Origin of the sequence: Streptomyces sp. SM11, assembly GCF_002910905.1 — a bacterium.
Lineage (GTDB): Bacteria > Actinomycetota > Actinomycetes > Streptomycetales > Streptomycetaceae > Streptomyces.
This window is the reverse complement of sequence record NZ_NEUE01000073.1, coordinates 21920-48786: the sequence shown is the minus strand read 5'-3', so window position 1 is coordinate 48786 and position 26867 is coordinate 21920. Positions and strand designations below refer to the sequence as shown.

Annotated in this window: 25 protein-coding genes; 14 read left to right on the top strand and 11 right to left on the bottom strand. The window is 72.7% G+C overall.

Features of this window, described 5'->3' with window-relative positions; translation table 11 throughout:
* Window positions 1-168 precede the first annotated feature (168 nt).
* Complete coding sequence (locus B9S58_RS04580; protein WP_103530845.1) at window positions 169-942, top strand: hypothetical protein; 774 nt, start codon at window positions 169-171, stop codon at window positions 940-942.
* Between the two features lie 28 nt (window positions 943-970).
* On the opposite strand, the gene B9S58_RS04575 is transcribed toward B9S58_RS04580, so the two are convergent.
* Together B9S58_RS04575 and B9S58_RS04570 are read right to left on the bottom strand one after the other, a co-directional pair.
* Window positions 971-1507, bottom strand: a complete 537-nt coding sequence (locus B9S58_RS04575) for a hypothetical protein (RefSeq protein ID WP_103530844.1) — start codon at window positions 1505-1507, stop codon at window positions 971-973.
* 54 nt (window positions 1508-1561) lie between these two features.
* The gene (locus B9S58_RS04570; protein ID WP_103530843.1) at window positions 1562-2689 is read right to left on the bottom strand and encodes a magnesium and cobalt transport protein CorA; all 1128 of its coding nucleotides are present in this window, start codon (window positions 2687-2689) and stop codon (window positions 1562-1564) included.
* Between the two features lie 445 nt (window positions 2690-3134).
* Between B9S58_RS04570 and B9S58_RS04560 the strand changes: the two genes are divergently transcribed.
* From B9S58_RS04560 to B9S58_RS04545, 4 genes are all read left to right on the top strand, one after another.
* Complete coding sequence (locus B9S58_RS04560; protein ID WP_103530842.1) at window positions 3135-3719, top strand: suppressor of fused domain protein; 585 nt, start codon at window positions 3135-3137, stop codon at window positions 3717-3719.
* Window positions 3720-3827: 108 nt separating this feature from the next.
* Window positions 3828-4505: a DUF6758 family protein gene (locus B9S58_RS04555; protein ID WP_103530841.1), complete on the top strand. Its 678-nt coding sequence runs from the start codon at window positions 3828-3830 to the stop codon at window positions 4503-4505.
* 131 nt (window positions 4506-4636) lie between these two features.
* The gene (locus B9S58_RS04550) at window positions 4637-5503 is read left to right on the top strand and encodes a PHP domain-containing protein (protein ID WP_103530840.1); all 867 of its coding nucleotides are present in this window, start codon (window positions 4637-4639) and stop codon (window positions 5501-5503) included.
* Window positions 5504-5712: 209 nt separating this feature from the next.
* Window positions 5713-6318 carry a MarC family protein gene (locus B9S58_RS04545; protein WP_103530839.1) on the top strand — a complete coding sequence of 202 codons (606 nt, stop codon included), beginning with the start codon at window positions 5713-5715 and terminating at the stop codon, window positions 6316-6318.
* A 117-nt stretch (window positions 6319-6435) separates the two neighbouring features.
* Here B9S58_RS04545 and B9S58_RS37790 read toward each other — a convergent pair whose 3' ends face one another.
* Window positions 6436-6588: a hypothetical protein gene (locus B9S58_RS37790; RefSeq protein ID WP_181009184.1), complete on the bottom strand. Its 153-nt coding sequence runs from the start codon at window positions 6586-6588 to the stop codon at window positions 6436-6438.
* Window positions 6589-6795: 207 nt separating this feature from the next.
* On the opposite strand from B9S58_RS37790, the gene B9S58_RS04540 reads away from it, so the two are divergent.
* The gene (locus B9S58_RS04540; RefSeq protein WP_103530838.1) at window positions 6796-7707 is read left to right on the top strand and encodes an NYN domain-containing protein; all 912 of its coding nucleotides are present in this window, start codon (window positions 6796-6798) and stop codon (window positions 7705-7707) included.
* A gap of 34 nt (window positions 7708-7741) precedes the next feature.
* Here the strand turns inward: B9S58_RS04540 and B9S58_RS04535 are convergent, their stop codons facing one another.
* Window positions 7742-8599, bottom strand: a complete 858-nt coding sequence (locus B9S58_RS04535) for an alpha/beta fold hydrolase (protein ID WP_103530837.1) — start codon at window positions 8597-8599, stop codon at window positions 7742-7744.
* Between the two features lie 152 nt (window positions 8600-8751).
* Window positions 8752-10920 (bottom strand): DEAD/DEAH box helicase, encoded by a 2169-nt coding sequence (locus B9S58_RS04530; protein ID WP_103530836.1) that lies wholly within the window; start codon window positions 10918-10920, stop codon window positions 8752-8754.
* Between the two features lie 450 nt (window positions 10921-11370).
* Here B9S58_RS04530 and B9S58_RS04525 point away from each other — a divergent pair, with 450 nt between their 5' ends.
* Window positions 11371-12117, top strand: a complete 747-nt coding sequence (locus B9S58_RS04525; protein WP_103530835.1) for a ferritin-like fold-containing protein — start codon at window positions 11371-11373, stop codon at window positions 12115-12117.
* Between the two features lie 25 nt (window positions 12118-12142).
* Here the strand turns inward: B9S58_RS04525 and B9S58_RS04520 are convergent, their stop codons facing one another.
* The 4 genes from B9S58_RS04520 to B9S58_RS04505 form a co-directional block, all read right to left on the bottom strand.
* Window positions 12143-12415: a hypothetical protein gene (locus tag B9S58_RS04520; RefSeq protein WP_103530834.1), complete on the bottom strand. Its 273-nt coding sequence runs from the start codon at window positions 12413-12415 to the stop codon at window positions 12143-12145.
* 266 nt (window positions 12416-12681) lie between these two features.
* The gene (locus B9S58_RS04515; protein ID WP_030580428.1) at window positions 12682-12909 is read right to left on the bottom strand and encodes a DUF3107 domain-containing protein; all 228 of its coding nucleotides are present in this window, start codon (window positions 12907-12909) and stop codon (window positions 12682-12684) included.
* A gap of 139 nt (window positions 12910-13048) precedes the next feature.
* Window positions 13049-13690: a TetR/AcrR family transcriptional regulator gene (locus tag B9S58_RS04510; RefSeq protein WP_103530833.1), complete on the bottom strand. Its 642-nt coding sequence runs from the start codon at window positions 13688-13690 to the stop codon at window positions 13049-13051.
* Between the two features lie 167 nt (window positions 13691-13857).
* A complete protein-coding gene (locus B9S58_RS04505) occupies window positions 13858-14073 on the bottom strand; it encodes a hypothetical protein (protein ID WP_103530832.1) in 216 nt (71 codons plus the stop codon).
* A gap of 111 nt (window positions 14074-14184) precedes the next feature.
* Here B9S58_RS04505 and B9S58_RS04500 point away from each other — a divergent pair, with 111 nt between their 5' ends.
* The 7 genes from B9S58_RS04500 to moeZ all read left to right on the top strand — a co-directional run bounded on the left by B9S58_RS04500 (window position 14185) and on the right by moeZ (window position 23247).
* The gene (locus B9S58_RS04500; RefSeq protein WP_103530831.1) at window positions 14185-15150 is read left to right on the top strand and encodes an alpha/beta fold hydrolase; all 966 of its coding nucleotides are present in this window, start codon (window positions 14185-14187) and stop codon (window positions 15148-15150) included.
* A gap of 8 nt (window positions 15151-15158) precedes the next feature.
* On the top strand, window positions 15159-16598 hold the full coding sequence (locus tag B9S58_RS04495; RefSeq protein WP_103530830.1) for a DUF3152 domain-containing protein: 1440 nt from the start codon (window positions 15159-15161) through the stop codon (window positions 16596-16598).
* 233 nt (window positions 16599-16831) lie between these two features.
* Window positions 16832-18694: a DUF3492 domain-containing protein gene (locus B9S58_RS04490; RefSeq protein ID WP_103530852.1), complete on the top strand. Its 1863-nt coding sequence runs from the start codon at window positions 16832-16834 to the stop codon at window positions 18692-18694.
* Window positions 18695-18773: 79 nt separating this feature from the next.
* Window positions 18774-19961 (top strand): hypothetical protein, encoded by a 1188-nt coding sequence (locus B9S58_RS04485; RefSeq protein WP_258044184.1) that lies wholly within the window; start codon window positions 18774-18776, stop codon window positions 19959-19961.
* Window positions 19962-20191: 230 nt separating this feature from the next.
* The gene (locus tag B9S58_RS04480; RefSeq protein WP_103530829.1) at window positions 20192-21157 is read left to right on the top strand and encodes an NAD(P)-dependent oxidoreductase; all 966 of its coding nucleotides are present in this window, start codon (window positions 20192-20194) and stop codon (window positions 21155-21157) included.
* Window positions 21145-21969 carry a spherulation-specific family 4 protein gene (locus B9S58_RS04475; protein ID WP_103530828.1) on the top strand — a complete coding sequence of 275 codons (825 nt, stop codon included), beginning with the start codon at window positions 21145-21147 and terminating at the stop codon, window positions 21967-21969. The genes B9S58_RS04480 and B9S58_RS04475 overlap by 13 nt, the downstream gene beginning before the upstream one ends.
* A 99-nt stretch (window positions 21970-22068) precedes the next feature.
* The gene (gene moeZ, locus B9S58_RS04470; RefSeq protein WP_103530827.1) at window positions 22069-23247 is read left to right on the top strand and encodes an adenylyltransferase/sulfurtransferase MoeZ; all 1179 of its coding nucleotides are present in this window, start codon (window positions 22069-22071) and stop codon (window positions 23245-23247) included.
* Window positions 23248-23348: 101 nt separating this feature from the next.
* On the opposite strand, the gene B9S58_RS04465 is transcribed toward moeZ, so the two are convergent.
* The gene (locus B9S58_RS04465; protein WP_103530826.1) at window positions 23349-24938 is read right to left on the bottom strand and encodes an alpha/beta hydrolase; all 1590 of its coding nucleotides are present in this window, start codon (window positions 24936-24938) and stop codon (window positions 23349-23351) included.
* Between the two features lie 311 nt (window positions 24939-25249).
* Window positions 25250-26842, bottom strand: coding sequence for an alpha/beta hydrolase (locus tag B9S58_RS04455; protein WP_103530825.1), 1593 nt, complete (start codon window positions 26840-26842; stop codon window positions 25250-25252).
* Window positions 26843-26867 lie beyond the last annotated feature (25 nt).

The following is a 26867-nucleotide window of genomic DNA, read 5'->3' as shown; positions in this document are numbered from 1 at the left end:
CCAGCGCGTTTCACCGTACGGGGACAGTGGTACGCGGGATCAGGCTAGCCCGTACCGCCGTACCGCGCCCCGGCGGACCCGCCCGTACGGCTGGCTGCCGGACGGCTCCCGGCTCCCGGGTACGCTGCCGTCTGCCACCCCCGATCGCAGTTGAGAGGCAGTGCGCCCGTGACCTCTTTCGCCCCGGCCGTGCGGAACCATCGCCGGACCGCCCTCGCTCTCGTGCTGTGCGGAGGGCTCACCGTGGCCCTGGCCGCCTGCGGCTCGGAGGAGGACCCGGACAAGGGGACCAACGGCGTCGCCGAACTCTCCGCCGCCGAGATCGACACCAGGGCCAGAGCGGCGGCCGCCGCCGCGACCGCGGTACGGCTGTCGGGCACGCTCGTCAGCAAGGGCGGCACCTACCGGCTGGACATGAAGCTCAACGCGAAGGGCGGCATGGGCTCGGTCACCTCGAAGAAGCAGAGCTTCGCGCTGCTGCGGGTCGAGGACGAACTCTTCCTCAAGGCGCCCGCCGAGTTCTGGACCCATGAGGGGAGCGGCGGCGGCGAGGGCGAGTCCGCCGACGCGGCGGCCGCGGACAAGCTGGGCGGCAAGTACGTGAAGGTCCCCGAGGACGACCCCAGCTACCGCCAGCTGCGTGGCTTCACCGACAAGGAGGTCCTGCTCGACGGGGTGCTCGCGCTGCACGGAAAGATCAACAAGGGCGGCCGTGACACGGTCGCGGGGCAGCGCACCATCCAGATCCTCGGTGGCAAGGGCGAGGGCGGGGCGTTCGACGTCTCCCTGGAGGGCCGGCCGTATCCGGTACGGGTGGCCCGGGGCGGCGGCGGGGGCACGGTCACGCTGGCCGACTGGGGGAAGGCGTTCCCTCTGGAGGCCCCGCAGGAGGACGACACCGTCGACTACGGCGGCCAGCTCCCCAAGTCGTCCTCCGGCTGAGCCGCCCCAGGCCCGTTCCCCGGGCGGCTCAGCGCTTCCCGCGCCGCTTCAGCAGCAGCCGGGGGAGCGCCGCCGGGGCCGGCTGCCGGGTCGTGGCACCGGTCGGCAGCGGGACGGCCGCCAGCGAGGTGTCCGGCAGTGCGGTGCTCACGGTGTCGGGCGTCAGCCGCACCACCGTGCATTCCCTCGCCCAGCGCTCCGTAATCGACGCGGCGTCCGGCGCGTTCAGCCGCTTGCCCTTCAGCTCGGCGACCGCCGCCTCCCACTCCTCGGAGTGCGGGGACAGGAAGCGTGACGCCGCGGTCCAGGCGACGATCCGGCCACCCTTGTCCTTGCTCCGTACGGTCACCTCGGTGCGGCCGCCGTCGGTCAGGCCCTCGGGCAGCGGCTGCTCGCCGGGGCCGCCGCCGACCAGGTGCACCGCGCCCTCGTGCCAGATGTGCCACACGGCACGGGCCGGCCCGGTGCCCCGCACCCAGACCAGCCCGGACTTCTTCGTGGCCTCCTCGACCAGGGCCCTCTCCAGCAGGTCGGCGGCGGCGTCGGGCGCGGCGGCATCAGTCATGGGCGCGAGCTTAGACCCCCCGGCGCCGGTGGGTCCTGGACGGACCGGTGGTGCTCAGAGCCAGCCGTTGCGCTTGAGGATGCGGTGGATGGTGAAACAGACCACCCCGATGACGCCCAGCACGATCGGGTAGCCGTACTTCCACTCCAGCTCGGGCATGTGGTCGAAGTTCATGCCGTAGACACCGCAGATCATCGTCGGCACGGCGATGATCGCCGCCCAGGAGGTGATCTTGCGCATGTCCTCGTTCTGCGTGACGGTCGCCTGCGCCAGGTTCGCCTGGAGGATCGAGTTCAGCAGTTCGTCGAAGCCGAGGACCTCCTCCTGGACCCGGGCGAGGTGGTCGGCGACGTCGCGGAAGTACTTCTGGATGTCGGGGTCGATCAGCCGCATCGGGCGCTCGCTCAACAGCTGCATGGGCCGCAGCAGCGGCGAGACGGCCCGCTTGAACTCCAGCACCTCACGCTTGAGCTGGTAGATCCGGCCGGCGTCCGAACCGCGCGGGCTGCCCTTGGCCGGAGTGGAGAAGACATCGATCTCCACCTCGTCGATGTCGTCCTGCACTGCCTCGGCCACCGCGATGTACCCGTCCACCACATGGTCGGCGATGGCGTGCAGCACGGCGGAGGGGCCCTTGGCGAGCAGCTCCGGGTCGTCCTGGAGGCGGTGACGCAGGGCGCGCAGGGAGCCCTGGCCGCCGTGCCGGACGGTGATGACGAAGTCCCGGCCGGTGAAGCACATCACCTCGCCGGTCTCCACCACCTCGCTGGTCGCGGTCAGTTCGGCGTGCTCCACGTAGTGGATCGTCTTGAAGACGGTGAACAGCGTGTCGTCGTACCGCTCCAGCTTGGGCCGCTGGTGGGCGTGGACGGCGTCCTCGACGGCCAGTGGGTGCAGCCCGAACTCCCGGGCGATACCGGCGAACTCGGCCTCGGTCGGCTCGTGCAGGCCGATCCACGCGAAGCCGCCCTCCTCCCGCACCTGGAGCATCGCCTCGTGCGGCGTCGGGGGTGCGGGCGTCACCAGCCGGCGGCCGTCACGGTAGACGGCGCAGTCGACGACGGCGCTGGAGGCGGACGGGTCGCGGGTGGTGTCGTACGCGCTGTACGGGGCGCTGTTCTTACGGAGGGACGGGCGCAGGGACGGGCGCACGGCAGCGCGCAGGTCACGGATCATCGACATGGCTGGCTCCTTCACGGAGGGCCGTCGGCGAGGGCGTGGAACAGCCCGGAATGGGGACGTGCGCTCACGTCCGCAAAGCGGGCGGCACCGCGCGGGCGCGATGACGGCGTTCGCTACAGACAGGCAAAAACGAAGGGCTCTTCCGTCGCGCGAACTGCTGTCGGGGAGTCATCCGGATACGACGGCGATGTCGGCACCGGGCGACCGACGAGGCGTCGGATCAACGGGAAATGCGAGGCGCGGAAGAGCGGTTGGTACTGCACGGTCGACTTGGATCCATGGCAGTCCCCACCTCCTCCGGCCGGTCCCCCGTGGGGGACGACGTGTCGTCGGGACGAAGAAGAGCGACGCTTCTGCGTGCTGTCCCGACCGGCGGCCAGGCTATCAGCCGCTCAAGGCCCAATCCCGTACTTTGCCCGTTCCCTACGCGATCTATGCTCGCGGGATGGCAGAAATTCTCGCTCTGGTCGAGGCCCGGCTCATCTCAGCCCTTGGGGAACCGGACGCCCGCGCCGATGTCACGTTCCTCGGCACGGATCGCATCGAGGTGCTCCGCTTCCTCGACGGCGACGTGGTGCGCTACGCGACGCTCGGCATGTCCGGGCAGCCGATGGCCGACCCCACCTCCCCGCTCGCCGACCCGGTGAAGGGCCCCCGCGCCGAACTGATCCTCTCCGTACGGGGCGGACTCGCCGACACCGACCAGGTGTTGCGCCCGCTCGCCGTGCTGGCCGCGTCCCCACAGGTCGAGGGGTTGATCGTGGCCGCCGGAGCCTCGCTGGACCTGGGCGAGCCGCTGTGGACCGGCGCGCCGTTCACCTCGGTGCTGGTCGCGGAGTCCGGCGGTCTCGTGGAGGACCTGAAACTGGACGAGCCGATGGACCCGGTGCGCTTTCTGCCGCTGCTGCCGATGACCCGCAACGAGGCCGCCTGGAAGCGGGTGCGCGGGGCGCAGGAGCTCCAGGAGCGGTGGCTGACGCACGGTACGGACCTGCGCGACCCGCTGCGCACGTCCGTCACCCTGGACTGAGGCCGGAGCGACGGCCGCCCGCAGGACAGCGGCGGGCATCCACCCGGAAGGCTCCGGACGGGTGATCGTCCTTGACGCGAGGACCGGCGGGGAGGACGGTTGGTCCTTATGAGGGGCGAACCCAGTTGCCCGAAGTGCGGTGGCCGGGTCAGGGCGCCCGGTCTCTTCTCCGACGCCTGGCAGTGTTCCGTGCACGGCCAGGTCCATCCGATGCAGCCGGTCATCCCGCCGAGCGTCGAAGGGCTCGGCGTCGTGGTGCACCGCGCGCAGGTCCCCGTTTGGATGCCCTGGCCGCTTCCCGTGGGCTGGCTGTTCACCGGTGTCGCCAGCGTGGGCGACGACCGCAGCGGCGGACGTGCGAGCGCCGTGGCCTGCTCCGGGCCCGGTCCGCTGGGCGGGCTGGGTGAGCTGCTGCTCGTCGCCGAGGAGCTCGGCGTCGGACTCGGCGCCCGGTACGCCGGAATCGAGGGCCCGGACCCCGGCCTCCAGCTGAACGTCGACTCCGCCCCCGACGCCAAGGTCCACGCCGCCGGCCGCCCCACCCCGCTCTGGCACGTCAGGAACGCCCCGGGGGACCGCGCCGTCTTCGCGGGCGAGGCGCGGGGGCTGTGGCTCTGGGCGATCCTGTGGCCCGAGCAGTCGGGGCTCCTGATGTACGACGAGCTGGTACTGACCGACCTGCGGGACGCCGGGGGAGAGGTGGACCTCGTCCCCTGCGGCGCGCTCACCCCCCGCCTGCTCACCGCCCCCGAGGCGCCGCCCCGGCAGGCGACGGGCGAGCGGTAGGGATCGCGGGGAGGCGCCGGCGCGTTCCGCGGGCCCCGCTCCCGCCCTCCGGAGCGCGGCCGGACGCCCGGCGCGCGGCGGTTATCCTGGAGCGGTCCCCCGTCCGCCCGCGAGCCCCGGAGCCAAGCGTCGTGCGCATCGATCTGCACACCCACTCCACCGCGTCGGACGGCACGGACACCCCTGCCGAGCTGGTCGCGAACGCCGCCGCCGCAGGCCTGGACGTCGTCGCGCTCACCGACCACGACACCGTGGGCGGCCACAAGCAGGCCATCGACGCGCTGCCCGAGGGGCTCACCCTCGTCACCGGCGCCGAACTCTCCTGCCGCGTCGACGGCGTGGGCATGCACCTGCTGGCGTACCTCTTCGACCCCGCCGACGCCGAGCTGGAGCGCGCGCGCGAACTCGTGCGCGACGACAGGGTGCCGCGCGCCCAGGAGATGGTCCGCAAGCTGCGCGCCCTCGATGTCCCCATCACCTGGGAGCAGGTCGCCCGCATCGCCGGGGACGGCTCGGTCGGCCGTCCGCACGTCGCCGCCGCCCTGGTCGAACTCGGCGTCGTGCCTACCGTCTCCGACGCCTTCACGCCCGACTGGCTGGGCACCGGCGGCCGGGCGTACGCCGAGAAGCACGAGTTCGACCCCTTTGAAGCCGTCCGCCTGGTGAAGGCCGCGGGCGGGGTCACCGTCTTCGCCCACCCGGCCGCCGTGAAACGCGGCGCGGTGGTCCCCGAGTCCACGCTCGCCGCGCTCGCCGCCGCCGGGCTCGACGGCGTCGAGGTCGACCACATGGACCACGACGAGCCCGCCCGGGCCCGGCTGCGAGGCCTCGCCCGCGAACTGGGGCTGCTCATGACCGGCTCCAGCGACTACCACGGCAGCCGGAAGTCCGTCGAGCTCGGCGCGTGCACCACCGACCCCGAGATCTACGGTGAGATCACCCGGCGCGCCACGGGAGCCTTCCCGGTGCCGGGCGCCGGCGGAGCCGGCCGCCGCTAGGGGGTGTCCGACACTTCCACGCGGGCGGGCGACGCCCGCTGATCCACGCGGAAGTGTCAGGCCCCCCCAGCGCCTCACTTCTTCGCCGCACCACGTTCTCACTCCCCGCGCGCCCCTGTGCGTACCGCCGTGTGCCCAGCACCCCGACGGCCGCTGTCCGGGCCCCGCGCACCCTCCGTACCGCCCGCTCTTCTCTCGCAAGGCTCACTGTGTTCGACGTCGCTGTCTTCGGATCCCTTTTTCTCACCCTATTTGTGATCATGGACCCGCCCGGGATCACGCCGATCTTCCTCGCCCTCACCGCGGGCCGCCCCGCCAAGGTGCAGCGCAAGATGGCGCTCCAGGCGGTCACGGTCGCGTTCGGCGTGATCGCCGTCTTCGGTCTGCTCGGTCAGCAGATCCTCGACTATCTGCATGTCTCCGTGCCCGCGCTGATGATCGCGGGCGGGCTCCTGCTGCTGCTCATCGCGCTCGACCTGCTGACCGGCAAGACGGACGAGCCGACGCAGACCAAGGACGTCAACGTGGCGCTCGTACCGCTGGGCATGCCGCTGCTGGCCGGGCCCGGCGCGATCGTCTCGGTCATCCTCGCGGTCCAGCACGCCGACGGTCTCGGCGGCCAGCTCTCGGTGTGGTCCGCGATCGTCGCCATGCACGTGGTGCTCTGGCTGGCCATGCGCTACTCGCTGGTCATCATCCGTGTGATCAAGGACGGCGGCGTGGTGCTGGTGACCCGGCTCGCCGGCATGATGCTCTCCGCCATCGCCGTCCAGCAGATCATCAACGGCGTCACCCAGGTCATCCAGAACTCCTGAACCTCCCCCACGCACCACAGCGCCCCCGCACGGACGTTCCGTGCGGGGGCGCTTCGTCTTTAGCGGCGCAATGCGATGAGGCGCGGGGCCTCGTCAGGCGTCATGAACCCATGAGCGTTACGAAGCCGAGCTGTCGGCCGGCCGGATGTAGATGCGCTGGCCCACGGCTGCGGCCTGCCGCACGATCCGGTTGACGGAGGCGGCGTCCACGACGGTGCTGTCCACGGCGGTACCGTCGACATCGTCGAGTCGCATGATCTCGAAGCGCACAGGGCTTCCCTTCGTCTGATCCTCCTGCTGGAGAACTACTGGCGCCGGTGGGGCCTCCCACCGGCAAGACTGGGAACGCGAGGCTTCCCTCGCGTTCCACATGGGTGACAACGGCTTGCCCCCTACAAACATTCCCTACGCTAAGGAAATTTTTTGGATGTCTAAGTATCCGTCGGTAGCCACACCACCACAGACCATGAGGTCCGCATGAGCGAGGCGGACTCACGGACCATCGGCGGAGCCGGCCTCGCCGCCCGCCTGGACCGCACCAACGAGCTGCTCCAGCGCATGCTCATCGAGGTCTCCAAGACCCCGTCGACGCACGCCATCTTCGTCGACGCCGGCTATGTGTACGCCGCGGCCGGACTGCTCGTCACCGGCACCGAGGACCGGCGCTCCTTCGACCTCGACGCCGAAGGGCTGATCGAGGCCTTCATCGACAAGGCCCGCACGATCTTCGCGGACAGCAGGCTGCTGCGCGTCTACTGGTACGACGGGGCCCGGCGCCGCATCCACACCACCGAGCAGCAGGCCATCGCCGAACTCCCCGACGTCAAGGTACGGCTCGGCAACCTCAACGCCAACAACCAGCAGAAGGGGGTCGACTCGCTCATCCGCACCGACCTCGAATCCCTCGCCCGGCACCGCGCCATCAGCGACGCGGCGCTCGTCGGCGGCGACGAGGACCTGGTCTCGGCGGTCGAGGCGGCCCAGGGCTACGGGGCGCGCGTGCACCTCTGGGGCATCGAGGCCGCCGAAGGGCGCAACCAGGCCGAACCGCTGCTGTGGGAGGTCGACAGCCAGCGCACCTTCGAGCTCGACTTCTGCTCCCCCTACGTCACCCGGCGGCCCGTCACCACGTACGAGGACGACACCCCGGCCCCCTCCCGGGAGGACGTCCGCTTCGTCGGTGCACAGATCGCGGCCGCCTGGCTCGCCGCCCGGGGCCGGGATTCCCTCGCCGACCTGCTGCCAGGACACCCCTACCTGCCGGGCTCCGTCGACCAGGACCTGCTGGTGGAGGCGGAACGGCTGCTCCAGCACTCGCTGCGCGGTCACGCGCATCTGCGGCGGGCGCTCCGCGACGGCTTCTGGCAGCACCTGCAGTCGCAGTACTGAGGGGAGGCGGAGCCGGCGGGCCGCCGGGGGTGCGTCAGGCGGCCCGCAGGCCGTCCCAGAACGCGGCCACCGCCCTCGCGGTCTCCTGCGGGCGGGCGGTGTTGGGGGAGTGTTCGGCGCCGGCGATCGTGGTGCGGCGGGCACCGAGACGCCGCGCCATGGAGTCGAACAGCTCCACCGGCCAGACGTCGTCGCGCTCCCCGGACAGGACGTGGACGGGCAGCCCGGTGGCGGCCAGCTCGTCCACCCGGTCCGGTTCGGCGGCCAGCTGAGCCCCGGTGGCGATCAGCTGGGCCGGGTGGTGGGCGAGCCAGCGGCGGCGCAGGTCCGCACCGTCGCCGGTGTCCGCGTCCTGCGGGGGGTCCAGTGCCCGCATCGCCTGCCACACCTCGTCCATGGACAGCACGGCCAGCGCGTCGCTCAGCATCTTCACCTTGTCCCGCTGGGCCGCGACGACCTCGGCGGGGCCCGAGGACATCAGCGTCAGCGAGCGGAACGGGGTGGCGTCCAGCAGGACGGCGGCACGGGCGATCTGGCCGCCGAGCGAGTGCCCGAGCAGGTGCAGCTCTCCGTCGCAGCCCCCCAGAACCGCCGCCTGGGCCAGTACGTCACGGGCCAACTCGCCCTGGATGTAACTTTCCTGACGGTCCGTTCCGTTGGATTCGTACTGTCCGCGGCCGTCCACGGCGACCGCCCGGTAGCCCGCTTCGCACAGCGGTTCCAGCAGGGCGATGAAGTCCTCCTTGCTGCCGGTGTATCCGGGCAGCAGCAGGGCGGTGGCCCGTGCCGGGGTACGCGGTACGGCGTCCAGGACGGCGAAGTCGCCGCGCTCGGTGCCAAGGACACGGGCGCGGGCACAGGGCGGCGGGGTGAAGGTGGGCGGGCGGCTCATACGGCGAGGCTAACCCCACGGCCGCTGTCGTGACGTCACCGGGCGGCGCCGGCGGCACCGGGCGGCTCCCGACGCCACCGGGCAGCGAAGCGGCCCCGGCCCCCGCGAGTGCGGGGGCCGGGGCCGTCGGTGCTGCGGTGTCGCCGGGAGCGTCAGCTCTCGGTCGCCGACGCCTTGCCCGCCGGGCGGGTGGCGCGGCGGCGGCGCGGCTTCGTCTCGGCGGCGGCCTCACTCACCACGGTCTCGGCCTCGGAGACCACGGCGGCCTCCTGGCCCGCGGTCGAGGTGACGCTGCGGGTGGCGCGGCGGCGGCGCGGCTTGGCCTCCGCCTCGGCGGCCGGGGCCTCGACGACGGGCTGCTCGGTCGCGGCAGCCTTCGAAGCGGCCTTCTCCGCGGTCTCCGTCTTCGCCCGGGACTTCGTCGTCCTGGTCGCCCGGGCCTTCGGCTCGGCCGACGTGGACGCGGCCTTCGGCTCGGCCTTCGCCTTCGTCGTGGCGCGGGCCGGACGTCGGCGCGTCTTCGTCTCGGGCTCCGGCTCGGCGGCCGGGGCGATCTGGAAGTCGACCTCGTCGGCCGGCTTCACGATCCGGGTGCGGCGGCGCGGCTTGACGGCCTTCGGCTCGGCGGCCGGCTCCGCGACGCCCGCGGCGACGGCCACGGTCTGGAACTCGGCCGGAGCCGCGGCGACGGGTGAAGCCGTCTCCTCGGTCGTCGGCTTCACCGCGGCACGGCTGCGACGACGGCGCGGTTTGGTCTCCGCCACGGCCTCCGCGACCGGCTCGGCCACGGGTGCGGCCTCGGCCACCGGGGCGGGAACCACCGGGGCCTCGGCGACCGCCACGGCCGCCTCGGTGACGGCCTCGGGGGCGCTGACCCGGGTACGGCGGCGACGGCGCGGCGTACGCGGCACGTCGGACGCCTCGTCACCTGCCGGAGTGACCGGTGTGACCGGGGCGGTCTCCGCGGCGGGTGCGGGCACCGTCGCGGCGCCCTCCTCCGCGACGGACCCGCCACGGGTGCGGCGGCGCTGACGCGGCGTACGGGTGCGCGGCTCGCGCTCCTCACGGGCCGGGGCCGGGGCGGCGGCCTTGCGGCCGCGGCCCCCGGTCTCGCCGAGGTCCTCGACCTCCTCCGCGCGCAGACCGGCACGGGTCCGCTCGGCGCGCGGCAGCACACCCTTGGTGCCCGCCGGGATGCCGAGCTCCTCGTAGAGGTGCGGCGAGGTGGAGTACGTCTCCGGCGGGTCCGGGAACTTCAGGTCCAGGGCCTTGTTGATCAGCTGCCAGCGCGGGATGTCGTCCCAGTCGACCAGCGTGATCGCGATGCCCTTGGCGCCCGCGCGGCCGGTGCGGCCGATGCGGTGGAGGTAGGTCTTCTCGTCCTCCGGCGACTGGTAGTTGACGACGTGGGTCACACCCTCGACATCGATACCGCGCGCGGCGACGTCGGTGCAGACCAGGACGTCGACCTTGCCGTTGCGGAAGGCGCGCAGCGCCTGCTCGCGGGCGCCCTGGCCGAGGTCGCCGTGGACGGCGCCGGAGGCGAAGCCGCGCTTCTCCAGCTGCTCGGCGATGTCGGCGGCCGTGCGCTTGGTCCGGCAGAAGATCATGGCGAGCCCGCGGCCGTCGGCCTGGAGGATGCGGGAGAGCATCTCCGGCTTGTCCATGTTGTGCGCGCGGTAGACGTGCTGGACCGTGTTCTTGACGGTCGTGCCCTCGTCGTCGGGCGACGTGGCGTTGATGTGCGTCGGCTGCGACATGTAGCGGCGCGCGAGGCTGATGACGGCACCGGGCATGGTGGCCGAGAACAGCATCGTCTGACGCTTGGGCGGCAGCATCGTGATGATGCGCTCGACGTCGGGCAGGAAGCCCAGGTCCAGCATCTCGTCGGCCTCGTCGAGGACGAGTCCGCGGATGTGGGAGAGGTCGAGCTTGCGCTGGCCCGCCAGGTCCAGGAGACGGCCCGGGGTGCCGACGATCACGTCGACGCCCTTCTTGAGTGCCTCGACCTGGGGCTCGTACGCCCGGCCGCCGTAGATCGCGAGAACGCGGACGTTACGGACCTTGCCGGCCGTGAGCAGGTCGTTGGTGACCTGCTGGCACAGCTCGCGGGTGGGGACGACGACGAGCGCCTGCGGCGCGTCGGTCAGCTGCTCGGGCGTGGCGCGGCCCGCCTCGACGTCGGCGGGGACGGTCACGCGCTCCAGGAGCGGAAGACCGAAGCCGAGCGTCTTGCCGGTGCCGGTCTTGGCCTGGCCGATGACGTCGGAGCCGGAGAGGGCTACGGGGAGCGTCAGCTCCTGGATGGGGAAGGGGGACATGATGCCGACTGCCTCAAGGGCTTCGGCCGTCTCGGAAAGAATGCCGAGGTCGCGGAACGTAGTCAGGGTGCTGCCTCTTCTGTGAGACGCGGTCCGAGGCGAACGCTGGGGGTCGTACCGTGCCGGGGTTGGTCATCCGGCCGTGGATGGGCCGGGTGGCGCGGGACCACTGCCGTCGCTCGAGCGCTCGTGCCGCTGAGGGGGCCCCTCAGCGGCGGTCGTACGTGTCGCACGCACCGCGTGGAGGGCTGTCGGGTCGGAGCCGATCGGGCCACCGACCGGGCATCCTCATTCAAAGTCGCGCCTTTGGCACAGCACAGTGCTCAGTAGACGCATTACCACTGTACCCCGGATTCGCGCATGTGTGTTGGACGAATTCGTCGGAACGGTATGAGGCCCCGGGCTGACCAGGCCCTTCCGCCCTGTGCGGAGCGGGCTATCGTTCCGTTCATGGAGACGCCTGACCACGCCACTGAGACCCCCGCCGAAGCTTCCGGAGCCACTGGGATCGCCGCCCAGGACTGGGCCACCGCGGCCGCCGACCCGCAGTACCGCGCCGCGGTCGTGGACCTGCTCGGCGCCCTCGCCTACGGAGAGCTGGCGGCCTTCGAGCGGCTGGCCGAGGACGCGAAGCTCGCGCCGACACTCGGGGACAAGGCGGAGCTGGCGAAGATGGCCGCCGCCGAGTTCCACCACTTCGAGCAGCTGAACCGGCGGCTCACCGCCGTGGACGAGGACCCGACCGCCGCGATGGAGCCGTTCGCCAAGGCGCTCGACGACTTCCACCGCCAGACGGCGCCGTCCGACTGGCTGGAGGGCCTGGTCAAGGCGTACGTCGGCGACTCGATCGCGAGCGACTTCTACCGCGAGGTCGCGGCCCGGCTGGACACCGACACCCGGTCCCTGGTCCTGTCCGTGCTCGACGACACGGGCCACGGGAACTTCGCCGTGGGAAAGGTGCGCGCCGCGATCGAGGCCGACCCGCGGCTCGGCGGGCGGCTCGCGCTGTGGGCGCGCCGGCTGATGGGCGAGGCGCTGTCGCAGGCCCAGCGGGTGGTCGCCGACCGCGACGCCCTCTCGACGATGCTGGTGGGCGGCGTCGCGGACGGCTTCGACCTGGCCGAGGTGGGCCGGATGTTCTCCCGGATCACCGAGGCCCACACCAAGCGGATGGCCGCCCTGGGGCTGGCCGCGTAACACCTCGCCGCCGCGTGCCGCCGCGCTACTGGGCGGCCGCCGACCGGGCGAGACGGCGGCCGCGTGGGCGGATCAGGAGCGACAGCGTCACCGCCCCGACGGACACGGCTCCGATCAGCGTCGCCAGGACATGGCCGGGGCCCAGCGCGGCATGCGTCAGATACGCGCCGAACAGGGTGGCCGGCGCACCGGTGAGATAAACCGCACGGCCGGACGGCAGGCGGTCGGCCAGGGACCAGACCGCCGCCCAGGACAGGGCGAGTCCGAGCACGGCGGCGCCGAAGGATTCCCAGATCACAGAGGATCACCTCGCGGGAGTGTGCGGGGCGGGCAAATCGGTCGTAGGCGGTACTACCCCTCGCCTGTGGAGAGCAACCCTCCAGCGGCCCGTTCCGACCCGTTCGGGACCCGGCGGCGACCTCGTACGGGGCTTACCCGGCGCCGACCTCGTACGGGCCGACCCGGCGGCGCACCCGCGAGGGGCCCCGCCCCGCGCACGACGCAGGAGCGGCCCCGCGGGGAAAACCCCGCCGAGCCGCTCCTGTGATCAACGCGTCCGGTGGACTACAGCGTCCCGAACCCCACCCGCCGGGTGGTCGGCTCACCGATCTCCACATACGCGATCCGGTCGGCCGGTACCAGGACCTTGCGGCCCTTCTCGTCCGTGAGGCTGAGCAGCTCCGCCTTGCCGCCCAGTGCCGCGGCGACCGCGCTCTCGACGTCCTCGGCGGAAAGCCCGCTCTCCAGAACGATCTCGCGGGGCGTGTGCTGCACCCCGATCTTGACCTCCACGGCTATGTCCCTCCGACGGTCAGTCCTTGCGCGGCGAACCGCGCCGTACGCAGCCACATTAGCCCGGCGGGAGCGGCGGTCAGGCCCGACCGGCAACGCCCGCAGCGAACACGGCGTCATACGTCCCGTCACGGAGGGCTCAGTGCTGCTCGACGCCGTGCAGCGGGAAGCCCGCGATGCCCCGCCAGGCCAGCGAGGTGAGGAGCGACACAGCGGTGTCGCGGGGGATGGCGGACCGGCTGGAGAGCCAGTAGCGCGCCACCACCTGGGAGACGCCGCCCAGCCCCACCGCCAGCAGCATGGACTCGTCCTTGGACAGGCCCGTGTCCCCGGCGATCACGTCGGAGATGGCCTCGGCGCACTGGAGGGACACCCGGTCGACCCGCTCGCGTACGGCGGGCTCGTTGGTCAGGTCGGATTCGAAGACCAGCCGGAAGGCGCCGCCCTCGTCCTCCACGTACGCGAAGTAGGCGTCCATGGTCGCCTCGACGCGCAGCTTGTTGTCCGTCGTCGAGGCCAGCGCCGTGCGTACGGCCTGGAGCAGCGACTCGCAGTGCTGGTCGAGAAGGGCCAGGTAGAGCTCCAGCTTTCCGGGGAAGTGCTGGTAGAGCACCGGCTTGCTGACTCCGGCCCGCTCGGCGATGTCGTCCATCGCGGCGGAGTGGTAGCCCTGTGCGACGAAGACCTCCTGTGCGGCGCCCAGCAGCTGATTGCGTCGGGCGCGGCGGGGCAGCCGTGTGCCCCGCGGGCGCGCCGCCTCTGTCTGCTCGATGGCTGTCACGCCGCCTCCCAAATATGTGTTCCAGCACAGCCGATCCGTGCACGCTGCGCCGTACCGCCATCGTACTTTTGGGTAACCCTGGTGTGCGCGGCGCGGACGCAGAATTTCACGGACCGGACGGCTGTGGAAGCCACAGTTCTTCCTGGTCGCGAGCAAACCGGGGCGTATTACCGGTAATCGTCCTCGTCCAAGGGAATCATCCTGCGCTGTTCCGCCACATCGGCCTCATTGGCGGTGGCCGGGTCGACGTTCTCCGCCCGTTCGTCGTGCTCGGGCCGGACGTCCGCCCGCTGCTCGGCGACATCCGCCTCGGATGCTTCGGGCCCCGTCTCCTCCGGTTCGGCGTCCTCGAAGGTGTCCGGGTCGCTCGGGTCGACCGTCATGTGCAGCTCCCTTCCTTCCCCTGAAGCGTAGGAGCTACCCGTCCACCCCGCGATGCGGCCTGTGATGGCGAACACATGAATGAGCGCGTGATCGTCTCGTAACATTGCCGCATGTCTTCGACCGAGCTGCCGGGTGTCCGGGCCGCCGCTGCCGCGGTGGCCTCCACGGTCAGTGCCGTCCGGGTCGCCGACGGCGAACGGCTGCGCTCCGTGTCGTTGCCGGGGATCGGCCTGAACGTCCGCTGCCGGCCGGGCGACCGGACCGGGCTGCCCTCCGCGCTGTACGTGCACGGGCTCGGCGGATCGTCGCAGAACTGGTCCGCGCTGATGCCGCTGCTGTCCGACCTGGTCGACGGCGAGGCCGTCGACCTGCCCGGATTCGGAGATTCGCCGCCGCCGGACGACGGCAATTACTCGGTGACCGGCCACGCCCGTGCGGTGATCCGGCTGCTGGACGCGGAGGAGCGGGGGCCCGTTCACCTGTTCGGCAATTCCCTGGGCGGCGCGGTCGCCACCCGGGTCGCCGCCGTCCGCCCCGACCTGGTGCGCACCCTCACCCTGATCTCGCCCGCCCTGCCGGAGTGGCGGGTGCAGCGACCCGCCGTCCCGACCGGTCTCCTGGCGGTGCCGGGAGTCGCTTCCCTGTTCGCCCGGCTCACGAAGGACTGGACGGCGGAGCGCCGGACGCGTGGAGTCATGGCACTCTGTTACGGCGATCCGGCGCGGATCTCCGACGAAGCCTTCCGTCACGCGGTGGCCGAGATGGAGCGACGGCTGGAGCTGCCGTACTTCTGGGACGCGATGACGCGTTCGGCCCGGGGCATCGTCGATGCGTACACCCTGGGCGGCCAGCACGGACTGTGGCGTCAGGCCGAGCGGGTGCTCGCACCGACCCAGCTCGTGTACGGCGGACGGGACCAGCTCGTCTCGTACCGGATGGCGCGCAAGGCGTCCGCGGCCTTCCGCGGCGCCCGGCTGCTGACCCTGCCCGACGCGGGGCACGTGGCGATGATGGAGTACCCGGAGGCGGTCGCCCAGGCGTTCCGGGAACTGCTGGACGATAGCGGCGGGAGCTGATCCGGGGCGTGGGACGACACAGTCGAAAGAGCCCCGGGGCGATCCGCCCGGACGCGGCGGCGGAACCGGGCGGCGAGCGCGCCGCGGCGAGGCCGGCGTCCGGCGGCGGCCGACGCAGGCGGACCGCGCCCCCGCCGACCGGTGAAGGGCGGGGACCGTTCTCCCCCGACGCCCCGCAGGCGCGCGGCGGCCACCCCGAACAGCGTGAGCAGGGCGGCGGCTGGGGGGCCGGACCGGTGCCCCGCCACGACCAGGGACACGACGCCCCCGCACCTCACGGCGCCCCCCATCCGCTCCCGCCCCACCAGTACCCCGGTCCGGGCGACCGCCCCGCCGGCGCCCGGCCGTATCCCGACGGCCCTGCCGGGCCCCAGGACTCCGCCGCCCGGCAGCAGGCCGTGGCCCGTCAGGTGTCCGCCCAGCGTGCGGCCCAGCGCGCCGCGGACGGCCGGGCGGCCCAGCGGCCGACGCTCGACGGCCCTCCGGTGCCGGGCCCGCGCCGGGAGTTCGTGGACGCCTTCGACGGCGAGGCCCCACTGCACGCGCCTGCCACGTCGCCGGCGGCCGGGACCCCGGACGGCGCGGACGAGACCGAGGCCGGTGACCCGGACGAACGCCCCGGGACCCGGGCGTCCAAGGGGCGGACGTTCACCGGTATCGCCGCCGCCGCGGTGACCACCGTGCTCGCGGTCGTGGTGGCCGGACAGGTGGCCGAGGACTCCGGTGACCGTGCGGCCGCCGCGCGCGCCGCCGATGTGGAGCGGCAGGGCCCGGGCGAGGACGCCTCCCGGTCCGATGCCCGCCCGACCCCGAAGCAGCCCTCGGCCGAGCCCGAGGTCAAGCCCCTCTCGTACGCGGACAGGATGGCGCAGCCGTATCCGCTCGCCGCGGATCTGAGGGCGAGCGGATCGTTCGAGGCGGTGCCCGGTCTGGCGAAGGCCCCCGGAAAGGGGCAGAAGCACCGCTACCGGGTCGATGTCGAGAAGGGCCTCGGCCTCGACGCCGGCCTTTTCGCCGAGGCCGTGCAGAAGACCCTCAACGACGACCGGAGCTGGGCGCACAACGGCGCGATGACCTTCGAGCGCATCTCGTCGGGGACCCCTGACTTCGTGATCACCCTCGCCAGCCCCGGGACCACCGGCGACTGGTGTGCCAAATCCGGTCTGGACACCACGATCGACAATGTCTCCTGCGATTCCGCAGCGACGGACCGCATCATGATCAACGCGTATCGCTGGGCGCAGGGCGCCGCCACCTTCGGCCCGGAGAAACTGCTGGCCTACCGTCAGATGCTGATCAATCACGAGGTCGGCCACCGGCTGCGCTACAACCATGTGAACTGCCGCACCCCCGGCGCCCTGGCTCCGGTCATGCAGCAGCAGACCAAGACCCTTGAGATCGACGGCATCAAGTGCAAGCCCAACCCCTGGGTGCATCCCGCCGGTTGATCCCCGGCACGCCCCGGCCCGCGAGGGGCTGGCCCGGGCCTGACTCTCCGTAACGGCCGACCGCTGTATCGCGACGGAACGCGACCGGGGCGGGAAAGTTACGACGGTTCACCCCTTTCGGTGGTGCGACGGACAACCGTCCGTCGCACCACCGGCGTATCCGCTTACGGTCGTCCCGCTGTGAGTCGCCGTTTCAACGGCGGCCGCCCACAAGGGAGATCGGGGGTGTGCTCGTGCGGATCGGACTGCTCACCGACGGTGGCTATCCGTATGCGACCGGTGAGTCCAGACTCTGGTGTGACCGGCTGGTGCGCGGGCTGCCGCAGCACGAGTTCGACCTGTTCGCCCTGAGCCGCTCCGCCCACCAGGAGGACCAGGGCTGGGTACGGCTGCCGCACCAGGTCAGCCGGGTGCGCACCGCGCCGCTGTGGACCCCCGAGGACGGCACCCTGCGCGGCAGCGGTGAACGCGGCCTGCTGGCCCGGCTGGTGACCGGCGGCGAACAGTCCTACGGGCGGCGCGACCGCCGGCGCTTCACCGACCGCCTCGCCGCCCTCGCCACCGCGGTCTGCACCCCCGACGAGGCCGGAACGGTGGCGGGCGCGGGCCCCGGCACCGAGCTCTTCGCCGAAGGGCTCTACGGCCTCGCCGAGCTCGCCCGCGAACGCGGCGGACTCCACCTCGCCCTGCGTTCCGAGACCACCGTACGGATCCTGGAAGCCGCCTCCCGCGCCCGCGGCACCGGCCGCACCGTGCGGAGCGCCACCGTCCCCGACCACCTCGCCTTCGCCGCCGAGCTGGAACGCGCGCTGCGCCCGCTCTCGCTGGACTGGTACGACCAGGAGAGCCTCGGCGCGGTCGACCTCTGCCACGCGGCCTCCGGCGGGGCGGCCGCCCTCCCGGGACTCCTGGCCAAACGCTTCTTCGGGGTGCCGCTGCTCGTCACCGAGCACGGCGTCCCGCTGCGCGCGCACTTCCTGGCCGCCTCCGACACCCCCACCCCGTACGGGGCCCCCGTGCGCGCCCTCCTCGCCGGATTCCACGGCCGCCTCGCCACCGAGGTCTACCGGCAGGCCGCGCTCGTCACCCCCGGCAACACGCACGTGCGCCGCTGGCAGCAGCGGTGCGGAGCCGACCCAGCCAAGCAGCGCACGGTCTACCCGGGCATGGCCGCCGAGCGGTTCGGCCCGGTCGGCGAGGACGGCGACGCCGGCGGCCCCGACACGCTGGTCTGGGTCGGCCGGATCGAGCCCGCCAAGGATCTGATCGCCCTCCTCCACGCCTTCGCCGAGATCCGCCGCGCGGAGCCCGACGCCCGGCTGCGCATCTTCGGCGCCCCGGCCCCGGGCGAGGAGGGAGCCGCCCATCTCGCCCACTGCCGGGCCCTGGCCGCCCAGCTCTTCCCGGACGAGGCCCCCGGCGCCCACGCCGAGGGCGTCAGCCCGGTCACCTTCGAGGAGATCGGCGGCCCCGAGGTCCCCGACCTCGCCGAGGCCTACGGCGCGGGCGGCGTGATCGTGCTGTCCAGCGTCGTCGAGGGCTTCCCGGTCAGCCTTGTCGAAGCCATGTTCTGCGGCCGGGCCACCGTCTCCACCGACGTGGGCGCGGTCGTCGAAGTCATCGGCGGCACCGGCCTGGTGGTGCCCCCGCGCAACCCCAAGGCGCTCGCCGACGCCTGCGTCGCGCTGCTGCGCGACCCCGAGCGCCGGGCGCGCCTGGGAGCTGCCGCGCGGGCCCGCGCGCTCGAACTCTTCACCGTCGAACAGAACCTCGCGGCATTTCGCGGCATTTACCTGGAGCTGATCTCGCACACCCCGGTACGCCGGGAGGCCGACACGGTGGACGCCCACGGCGACCCCCTGCCGTTCGCCACCCCGCCGGAAGCCCGCCTCCTCGGCCACTGGACCCAGCCCGGGGCCCACCTTCGCCCACCGCCGGACCCGGAGTCACCCGCCGCCGTGCCGGGCCGGGCCGCCGCGCCCGGGACCCGGCTGCAGGACCGACCTGGCGAACCCGAGCCACAGCACACGCGGGAGCCCGAGCCCGAGGGCGTCTGCGCGGCCGTGGCAGGACCGGCGGGGGACGGCGATGCGTAACCGATCGACCTCCGACCGGCGGGGCGCGGCGGTGCATGACCACCCGACCCCGATCCTCCACGACCACGGAGACCACCCGATGACCCGTCCGGACGACCCGGCGACCCACGCTGCCGCCCCGGAACGCCCCGCACTCGCCTCGGGACGCCCTGCGGAGATCCCGCCCCGCACCACGGCGCGCCGGGCCCCGGCCGGCACCGCCCGGCGGGGCCCGGCCGACCCGGTGAGATCCCTCATGCACCACCACCGCGACCTGTGTGAACGAGCCGTGGATCCCTTGGAGATCGCCGCCGGTCTGGAGGCGCACGGCCTTACCGACCGCACCGCCGCCCGCTACCGCCACCGGGACGTCTTCGCCCTCGCCGAGGAGCTGTACGCCCGCATGCCGCCCCGTACGCGAGAGCCCGCCGGCGGCCCGCCCGGCCCAGGTCCCGACACCGAGGCGCGCGCGGCCTGGACGCTTCTCGCCCTGCTCCCCGGGGCCGCCTGCCTGGCGACCGCCGGGGTGCTCCGGGTCACCGAAGGCGTGCTCGGCGACGGGGCACGGGCCCTGGTCACCGTCGTCGGCGCGGTCCTGGCCTGCCTGGCGCTCCGGGCGTGCCTGGGCCGCGGGCCCCTGCGCGCCCCCGAAGGAGCGGGTCGCGCCGGGATGTACGGCTGCTGGCTGCTGAGTTACGCGGTGTACGGCGAGGAGCTGCTCGCCCAGGTCATGACCGGCGGCCCGGACGGTCCGTGGGGCGGCACCCCCGCCCCGCTGCTCGGCCTCGCCGCCGCCATCGCCCCGGCCGCCTGGTGCGCTCACCTCTTCACCGTCCAGGCCCACCGCAAACTGTCCGGCAGCCACGTCCTGGAGGAGTTCGGCGCGGGCGTGCGCCCCCTGCTGCTGGCGGCCGTCACTCTTTTCCTCGGCGCGCTCCTGCCCCTGCTGTACCTGGCCGACCTCGGCCTGGGTGGGGGCGGCATGTCCGTCGCGGTGGTAGCCCTCGGGGTTCTGTTCTTCGTGGCCCGGCTGCTCGCCGCCCACGGGCTGCCCGAGCCGGGCACCGTGGCGCTGGCCGCCGCCTGCGCTGTAGAGGCCGGGGCCCCGGCCCTCGTCCTCGCCGCCCGGCTCCCCGGACTGGAACCCCTCGCCCGACCGGTGGACGCCCTTGTCTCGGCAGGCGGGACGGGAGCCGTGTCCGCCCTCGCCTGCGGCGGGGCCGTACTCGGGCTGCTGTCGCACGCGGCCCTGGCGCTCTCCCGGGCCTCCGCCCACACCCGGACCTGAGCCGGTCCCACCGACGTACCACCGCACGACCCGCCGACGTACCACCCCTGAAAGCGCTCCACCGACCCACCGCCTCACCTCTGAAAGCGCATCACCGCACCACCGACCCACTCCCGCGGAGCCGACGCCGCGGGCTGTCCGGCACCGCACGAACCGACCGAGGAGAAACCCGCCATGACCCCCCAATCCCCCGCACCGGCAGCCCGCCGTCGGCACCGAGGCGGTGCGCGATGAGGGTGCTGCTGCTCGGAGCCAACGGATTCCTCGGCCGCTTCGTCGCCGACCGTCTGCTGGCCGACCCCGCCGTCCACCTCACGGCCCTCGGGCGCGGCGACGACGCCGACGTCCGGTTCGACCTCGCGGGCGGCAGCCCCGGGGCGCTCACCCGCTTCCTGGACGCCGTCCACCCCGGCGTCGTCGTCAACTGCGCGGGCGCCACGCGCGGCGGCGCCCGGGACCTCACCCGCCACAACACCGTCGCCGTCGCCACCGTCTGCGAGGCGCTGCGCCGCAGCGGCTGCGGGGCCCGGCTCGTCCAGGTCGGCTGCGCATCGGAGTACGGGCCCTCGCAGCCCGGGTCCTCCACCGCGGAGGACGCGGTCCCGCGCCCCGGCGGCCCGTACGGCGTCAGCAAGCTCGCCGCCACCGAACTGGTCCTCGGCTCCGGCCTCGATGCCGTCGTCCTGCGGGTCTTCTCGCCCGTCGGCCCCGGCACCCCCGCCGGTTCGCCGCTCGGCCGGCTGGCCGAGGCGATGCGCCGGGCCATGCAGTCCGGCGACGGCGAGCTGAAGCTCAGCGGTCTCGGCGTGCAGCGGGACTTCGTCGACGTACGGGATGTGGCGCGGGCCGTCCACGCCGCCTCGCTCTCCGCCGCCCAGGGCGTCGTCAACATCGGCACCGGGCGGGCCGTCCGCCTCCGTGACGCCGCCGCCGTCCTGGCGAGGGTCGCCGGGTACGTGGGCGCACTCCACGAGCTGGACACGCCCCCCGCGCGACTGCCCATCGGCGCCCCGCGCACCTCCGCCGAGTCCGTCATGGAACACCTCTCCGCCACCCCGTCCCCCTATCCGGACGGCTGCGGGGCCTGGCAGCAGGCCGACGTCCGCACCGCGCGGGACCGGCTGGGCTGGCGGCCGAGGATCAATCTGGAGGAGTCCCTCGCGGACATCTGGATGGAGGCGGCGTGCCGTATCTGACCGCACCGGCCGACGCCCGCCGGACCGCGGGCGGCGAACAGCTCGGGTTCGGCGTCCCGGGCTACGCCCACCCGCTGCTGGCCCCCGCCGAATGGGCCGAGCTGGCCCGCCCCGGTACCCCGCTGCACTGGGCCGTGCTCAACATCGCCGAGGGCCCCGGCTCCCGGCCCGACCCGCACTGCCTGGAGGCGGCGGGCCGGCTGCGCAACGCCCGCGAGCGCGCCCTGCACGGTCAGGCCCCGGACGACACCGTCCGGGCCTCCGGTGGCAGGCTGCTCGGCCACCTCGACCTGGCCCACGGCGAGCGGCCGTTCGACGAGCTGATCGCGGACGCCCGGTCCTTCATCGACTGGTACCGCGTCGGCGGCTTCTACCTCGCCCGCTGTCCCGCCGAGCGGGCCGGACTGCCCGCCGTCCGCCGTCTCACCGGCACGCTCCACGCCCTGCTGGCGGAGAGCGACAGCGAGGACGGCGGGGGCCGCCTGGTGCTGGGCCACGGCACCCACCCGTATCCCGGCTATGCGGAGGTGGCCGACCAGCTGGTCACCTTCCAGGGCCCCTGGACCGACTACCGCTGGTCCCAGGTGGCCCAATGGACGGCCGACTATCCACCGGGCCGGTTCGCCCACTTCGTCCACGGGGTACCGCGCACCCACCTGGAGGAGGCCATGCGCGTCGCCCGCTGGCAGGGAGCGGGGACGATCTTCTTCACGGACCGGGACGACCGAAGCGGACAAACCGATCCATTCGCGGCGCTGCCCAGGTACTGGGACGAAATCGTCTCGCGGATCGGACCCGGTATCTCGGAATGAGGAGGGGCGTGGCAGTGTTACGGGGAGAACAACCGTACGTAGTCGACCGTAAGAAGCCGGTCTACGTAGAATCCGACCACCTGCATTGTTGAGGTTCCTGTGTCGCTGCCACCCCTGGTCGAGCCAGCTGCTGAGCTCACCGTCGACGAGGTCCGCAGGTACTCCCGCCACCTGATCATCCCGGATGTCGGGATGGACGGACAGAAGCGCCTGAAGAACGCCAAGGTGCTGTGTGTCGGCGCCGGCGGCCTCGGCTCGCCGGCCCTGATGTACCTGGCCGCGGCCGGTGTCGGCACGCTCGGCATCGTGGAGTTCGACGAGGTCGACGAGTCGAACCTGCAGCGCCAGATCATCCACAGTCAGGCCGACATCGGCCGCTCCAAGGCCGAGTCCGCCAAGGACTCGGTGCTGGGGATCAACCCGTACGTCAACGTGGTCCTTCACGAAGAGCGGCTCGAAGCCGAGAACGTGATGGAGATCTTCGCGCAGTACGACCTGATCGTGGACGGCACGGACAACTTCGCCACCCGCTATCTCGTCAACGACGCCGCGGTGCTGCTGAACAAGCCGTACGTCTGGGGCTCGATCTACCGCTTCGACGGCCAGGCCTCCGTGTTCTGGTCCGAGCACGGGCCCTGCTACCGCTGCCTCTACCCGGAGCCCCCGCCGCCGGGCATGGTCCCCTCCTGCGCCGAGGGCGGCGTGCTGGGCGTGCTCTGCGCGTCCGTGGGCTCCATCCAGGTCACCGAGGCCATCAAGCTGCTCGCCGGTGTCGGCGACCCGCTGGTCGGCCGGCTGATGATCTACGACGCCCTGGAGATGCAGTACCGCCAGGTGAAGGTCCGCAAGGACCCCGACTGCGCGGTCTGCGGCGAGAACCCCACCGTCACCGAGCTCATCGACTACGAGGCCTTCTGCGGCGTCGTGTCCGAGGAGGCGCAGGAGGCGGCGCTCGGCGCGACGATCACTCCCAAGCAGCTCAAGGAGTGGATCGACGGCGACGAGAAGATCGAGATCATCGACGTCCGCGAGCCGAACGAGTACGAGATCGTCTCGATCCCCGGCGCGAAGCTGATCCCGAAGAACGAGTTCCTCATGGGCACCGCCCTCCAGGACCTCCCGCAGGACAAGCGCATCGTCCTGCACTGCAAGACGGGAGTCCGCAGCGCCGAGGTCCTCGCGGTCCTCAAGTCGGCGGGCTTCGCCGACGCCGTGCACGTGGGCGGCGGCGTGATCGGCTGGGTCCACCAGATCGAGCCCGAGAAGCCGGTGTACTAGAAGCACCCCGCACGGCTCGGTACTTCTGTACGGGAAAGGGGCCCGGTCCGCAGCGCGCGCGGACCGGGCCCCTTCCGTATGCCCGGGCCCGGGAAGAGCCGCTAACCGCAGGTCGTGCCGTCCGCCGGGACCTTTCCGTCCAGGAAGTAGTCGTCGATCGTCGAGGTCACACAGTCGTTGCCGCCGTAGGCCCCGTGCCCCTCGCCCTTGTTGGTCAGCATGATGCCGACGCCCTTGCCCAGCTCGTCCGCCATCCGCCGCGCCCCCTCGTACGGGGTCGCGGGGTCGCCGGTCGTCCCGACGACCAGGATCGGCCCCGCGCCCGGCGCGCTGGTCTCCGGCGTCTCGTGCTCCCCCTCGACCGGCCACCGGGCGCACCAGCCGGCCGTGTCCCAGGCCAGGAACGGGCCGAAGACCGGCGACAGTTTCCGGAACTCCGGCAGCAGCGCACGGGCCTCGTCCACGGTGGGACGTGACGTCGAGTCGGCGCACGAGATCGCCCGCTGGGAGTGGTTCTGGGTGTCGTACCGCCCCTGCTCGTCACGTCCGTTGTACGCGTCGGCGAGCCGGAGCAGACCATTGCCCGTGCCGTTGTTCTCCGCCTCGTCGAGCGCGGCCGTCAGGGTGGGCCAGCCCGACTCGGAGTACAGCGGGGTGACGATGCCGGTGATGGCGAGCGACTCGCTCAGCTCACGCCCCGAGTCGGTCGGCAGTGGGCTCCGGTCCATGCGGGCCAGCAGCCGGGCGATGCGCTCGGAGCCCGCCTTCGGGTCCTGGCCGCGGTCCTTGAGGTAGTTCTCCAGGGCGCGCTGGAAGCCCGTGGTCTGGTTGCGTGCGTGCCCGATGCCGTCGGCCGTCGGGTCGACGACCGCGTCCAGCACGATGCGCCCCACCTTGTGCGGGAAGAGATGCGCGTACGTCCCGCCCAGCTCCGTGCCGTAGGAGAAGCCGAAGTAGGACAGCTTCTCGTCCCCCAGGACCTGGCGGATCAGGTCCAGGTCGCGGGCGGCGTTCACCGTGCCGACGTGCGGCAGGACCGTGCCCGAGCGGCGTTCGCAGCCGGCGCCGAAGTCCGCGGCGTCCTCGATGAACGCGGCCTCCTCCGCCGCCGTGTCCGGAGTCAGGTCGACGCTCCGGTGGGCCTGCTCCTGCTGCTTGTCGGTGCGGCAGCGCACCCCGGAGCTGGCCGCGACCCCGCGCGGATCGAAACTCACCAGGTCGTAGCGGGTATTGAGCTTCGCGTACGAGTCGGCCGAGCGCGGCAGTATCCCGACGCCGGATCCGCCGGGCCCGCCGAAGTTGAACAGCAGCGAGCCGAGCCGCCGCCCCTTGTCGTGGGCCTCCTTGCGGACCAGCGCGATGGAGAGCGTCTCGCCGGACGGCTCCGCGTAGTCCAGCGGTACGTCCACGCTCGCGCAACGCCAGGCGGAACCGGGGGCGTCGCCGCCGCGCGGGGCCGTGCAGCGCTTCCAGTCGGGGCGCTGGGAGGTGAGGGCGGAGAGCAGTTCCGGCGTCCTGGGGGAGTCCTTCAGGCCGGTCGGCGCGGGGGAGGCGTCGCCGGGGCGGCCGTCGGCCGGCCCGTCCGCCTCCGGCTCCGACCTCAACAGGCCGCAGCCGGCGAGCAGTCCCGCCGCGAGCAGGGCCGCTCCCGTCCTTACGGCGGCCCGATGGGCACGACGGTGCGCACGCATGATCCGGCTTCCCTCCCCTGCGGGGGTGTCTCGTCGATCATGGCCGGGTCCGCGGCGCCTGGCACTTTCCCAAGGTCTCGGCTCCGCTCGAACAGGGGAGGCCCCATTCCTCGCGGAGTCGCCGAAACACCCGAATCGCTCCGCGACGAGGACATTCCGGCGCCTTGCGATGCACCGCACCGGACGCCGCGGCCTGTCCGACCCCGATCGACCAGACACCCCCTTGGGCCCGAAGCCGGTGGCGGCGCGTCGGGCGGCTGTGGTGTGCGGCCATGTTAACCGCCCTGCGCAGCAGGGGAGCCGGTGCCGGGTCACCCGCAGACGGTGCCGGACTTCGGCACCGTACCGTTCAACAGATATCCGTCGACCGCTCGTTGCACACACGCGTCCTTGCTGTTGTACGCCCCGTGCCCCTCGCCCTTGTAGGTGAGCTCGACGCCGACGCCCCTGCCCAGCTCCTCCACCATCGCCTTCGCGCCCGCGTACGGGGTCGCCGGGTCACCGGTGTTGCCGATGACCAGGATCGGGGCGGCGCCCGGGGCGCTGACGTCCGGGGTCTGCCAGGCGCCCGCGACCGGCCAGCCGGTACAGCCCATCAGTCCCCAGCCCAGATAGTCCCCGAACAGCGGGGACGCCTCGCGGAACGCGGGCAGCGCCGCCTTCGTCTGCTCCAGGGAGAATCGCTGCTTGCTGTCGGCGCAGTTGATGGCGATGTTGGCGGCGTTGGAGTTGTCGTACTGCCCGTCCTCCGAGCGGCCGTTGAGCGAGTCGGCCAGCGCGAGCAGCAGCCCGCCGTTCCCGCCGCCCGCCTCGTCCAGGCCCTGCTCCAGCAGCGGCCAGGTCTCCTGGGAGTAGAGCGCGGACGCGATACCGGTGGTGGCCAGCGTCTGCGTCAGCGGCCGGTCACCGAGCCCGTCGACGGGCTCTTCCTCCAGCTCGGCCAGCAGATCGGCGATGAACTGCTCGACCTCCTGCCGGGTGGTCCCGGGCAGCGCGCAGTCGTCGCGCTCGGCGCAGTCCTTCGTGAAGTTGTCCAGGGCGAGCTGAAACCCCTCGGCCTGGCCGATGGAGGACTGCTCGGCGTCCTTCGTGGGGTCGACCACCGCGTCGAAGACGGCCCGCCCGACCTTGTCCGGGAAGAGGTGGGCGTACACCCCGCCCAGCTCGGTGCCGTACGAGATGCCGAAGTAGTGCAGCTTGTCGTCGCCCAGCACCGTGCGCATCAGGTCCATGTCGCGGGCGGCGTTCGTCGTGCCCACGAAGGGGAGTTCGGGGCCGGAGTTCTCCTCGCAGTCCGCGATGAAGTCCTGCTGCCCCTGGACGAACTCCTTCTCCTCGGCCGCGTCGTCCGGGGTGGAGTCCTCCTGGTAGAAGGCATCGAGCTCGGCGTCGTCCGCGCACTGGACGCCCTCGCTGCGGCCGACCCCGCGTGGGTCGAAGCTCACCAGGTCGTACCGGGTGCGGAGGGTGTCGTACTCGGTGCCGAACGCGGGCAGCGTCGCGACCCCGGAAGCGCCGGGCCCGCCGAAGTTGAACACCAGCGAGCCGATCCGCCGCTTCTGCTCCCTGGCCTTCGCCCGCACCAGCGCCAGCTCGATCGTGCGGCCGTCCGGCTCCGCGTAGTCGAGCGGTACGTCCATGAAGGAGCACTCCCACACCACACCGCCGGGCAGCGGCGACGGTGACTCGCCGCCGCCCTGGGCCGTGTTCGGGGGCGGACACGGGGACCATGCGAGCTGCTGCGACGCCAGGTCGTCGGCGGTGGAGGTCGGCGAGGCGGTCGAGGCCCCGGTGGGTGTGGAGGACCCGTCCCCGTCGCCGTCGTCCGAACAGGCGGTCAGCGGCAGCAGCACGGTGGCGGTGGCGGCGAGGGCGGCGGCACGCAGGGCGGGGGAAGTCCTCATGACCCCATCGTGCGGCGGGGCGCCG

Excerpts from the sequence above, each read along its gene's own strand:
- B9S58_RS04575 (WP_103530844.1), bottom strand. The coding sequence starts at position 1,507 with ATGACTGATGCCGCCGCGCCCGACGCCGCCGCCGACCTGCTGGAGAGG.
- B9S58_RS04570 (WP_103530843.1), bottom strand. The coding sequence starts at position 2,689 with ATGTCGATGATCCGTGACCTGCGCGCTGCCGTGCGCCCGTCCCTGCGC.
- B9S58_RS04560 (WP_103530842.1), top strand. The coding sequence starts at position 3,135 with ATGGCAGAAATTCTCGCTCTGGTCGAGGCCCGGCTCATCTCAGCCCTT.
- B9S58_RS04555 (WP_103530841.1), top strand. The coding sequence starts at position 3,828 with ATGAGGGGCGAACCCAGTTGCCCGAAGTGCGGTGGCCGGGTCAGGGCG.
- B9S58_RS04540 (WP_103530838.1), top strand. The coding sequence starts at position 6,796 with ATGAGCGAGGCGGACTCACGGACCATCGGCGGAGCCGGCCTCGCCGCC.
- B9S58_RS04535 (WP_103530837.1), bottom strand. The coding sequence starts at position 8,599 with ATGAGCCGCCCGCCCACCTTCACCCCGCCGCCCTGTGCCCGCGCCCGT.
- B9S58_RS04530 (WP_103530836.1), bottom strand. The coding sequence starts at position 10,920 with ATGTCCCCCTTCCCCATCCAGGAGCTGACGCTCCCCGTAGCCCTCTCC.
- B9S58_RS04525 (WP_103530835.1), top strand. The coding sequence starts at position 11,371 with ATGGAGACGCCTGACCACGCCACTGAGACCCCCGCCGAAGCTTCCGGA.
- B9S58_RS04505 (WP_103530832.1), bottom strand. The coding sequence starts at position 14,073 with ATGACGGTCGACCCGAGCGACCCGGACACCTTCGAGGACGCCGAACCG.
- B9S58_RS04500 (WP_103530831.1), top strand. The coding sequence starts at position 14,185 with ATGTCTTCGACCGAGCTGCCGGGTGTCCGGGCCGCCGCTGCCGCGGTG.
- B9S58_RS04485 (WP_258044184.1), top strand. The coding sequence starts at position 18,774 with ATGACCCGTCCGGACGACCCGGCGACCCACGCTGCCGCCCCGGAACGC.
- B9S58_RS04480 (WP_103530829.1), top strand. The coding sequence starts at position 20,192 with ATGAGGGTGCTGCTGCTCGGAGCCAACGGATTCCTCGGCCGCTTCGTC.
- B9S58_RS04465 (WP_103530826.1), bottom strand. The coding sequence starts at position 24,938 with ATGCGTGCGCACCGTCGTGCCCATCGGGCCGCCGTAAGGACGGGAGCG.
- B9S58_RS04455 (WP_103530825.1), bottom strand. The coding sequence starts at position 26,842 with ATGAGGACTTCCCCCGCCCTGCGTGCCGCCGCCCTCGCCGCCACCGCC.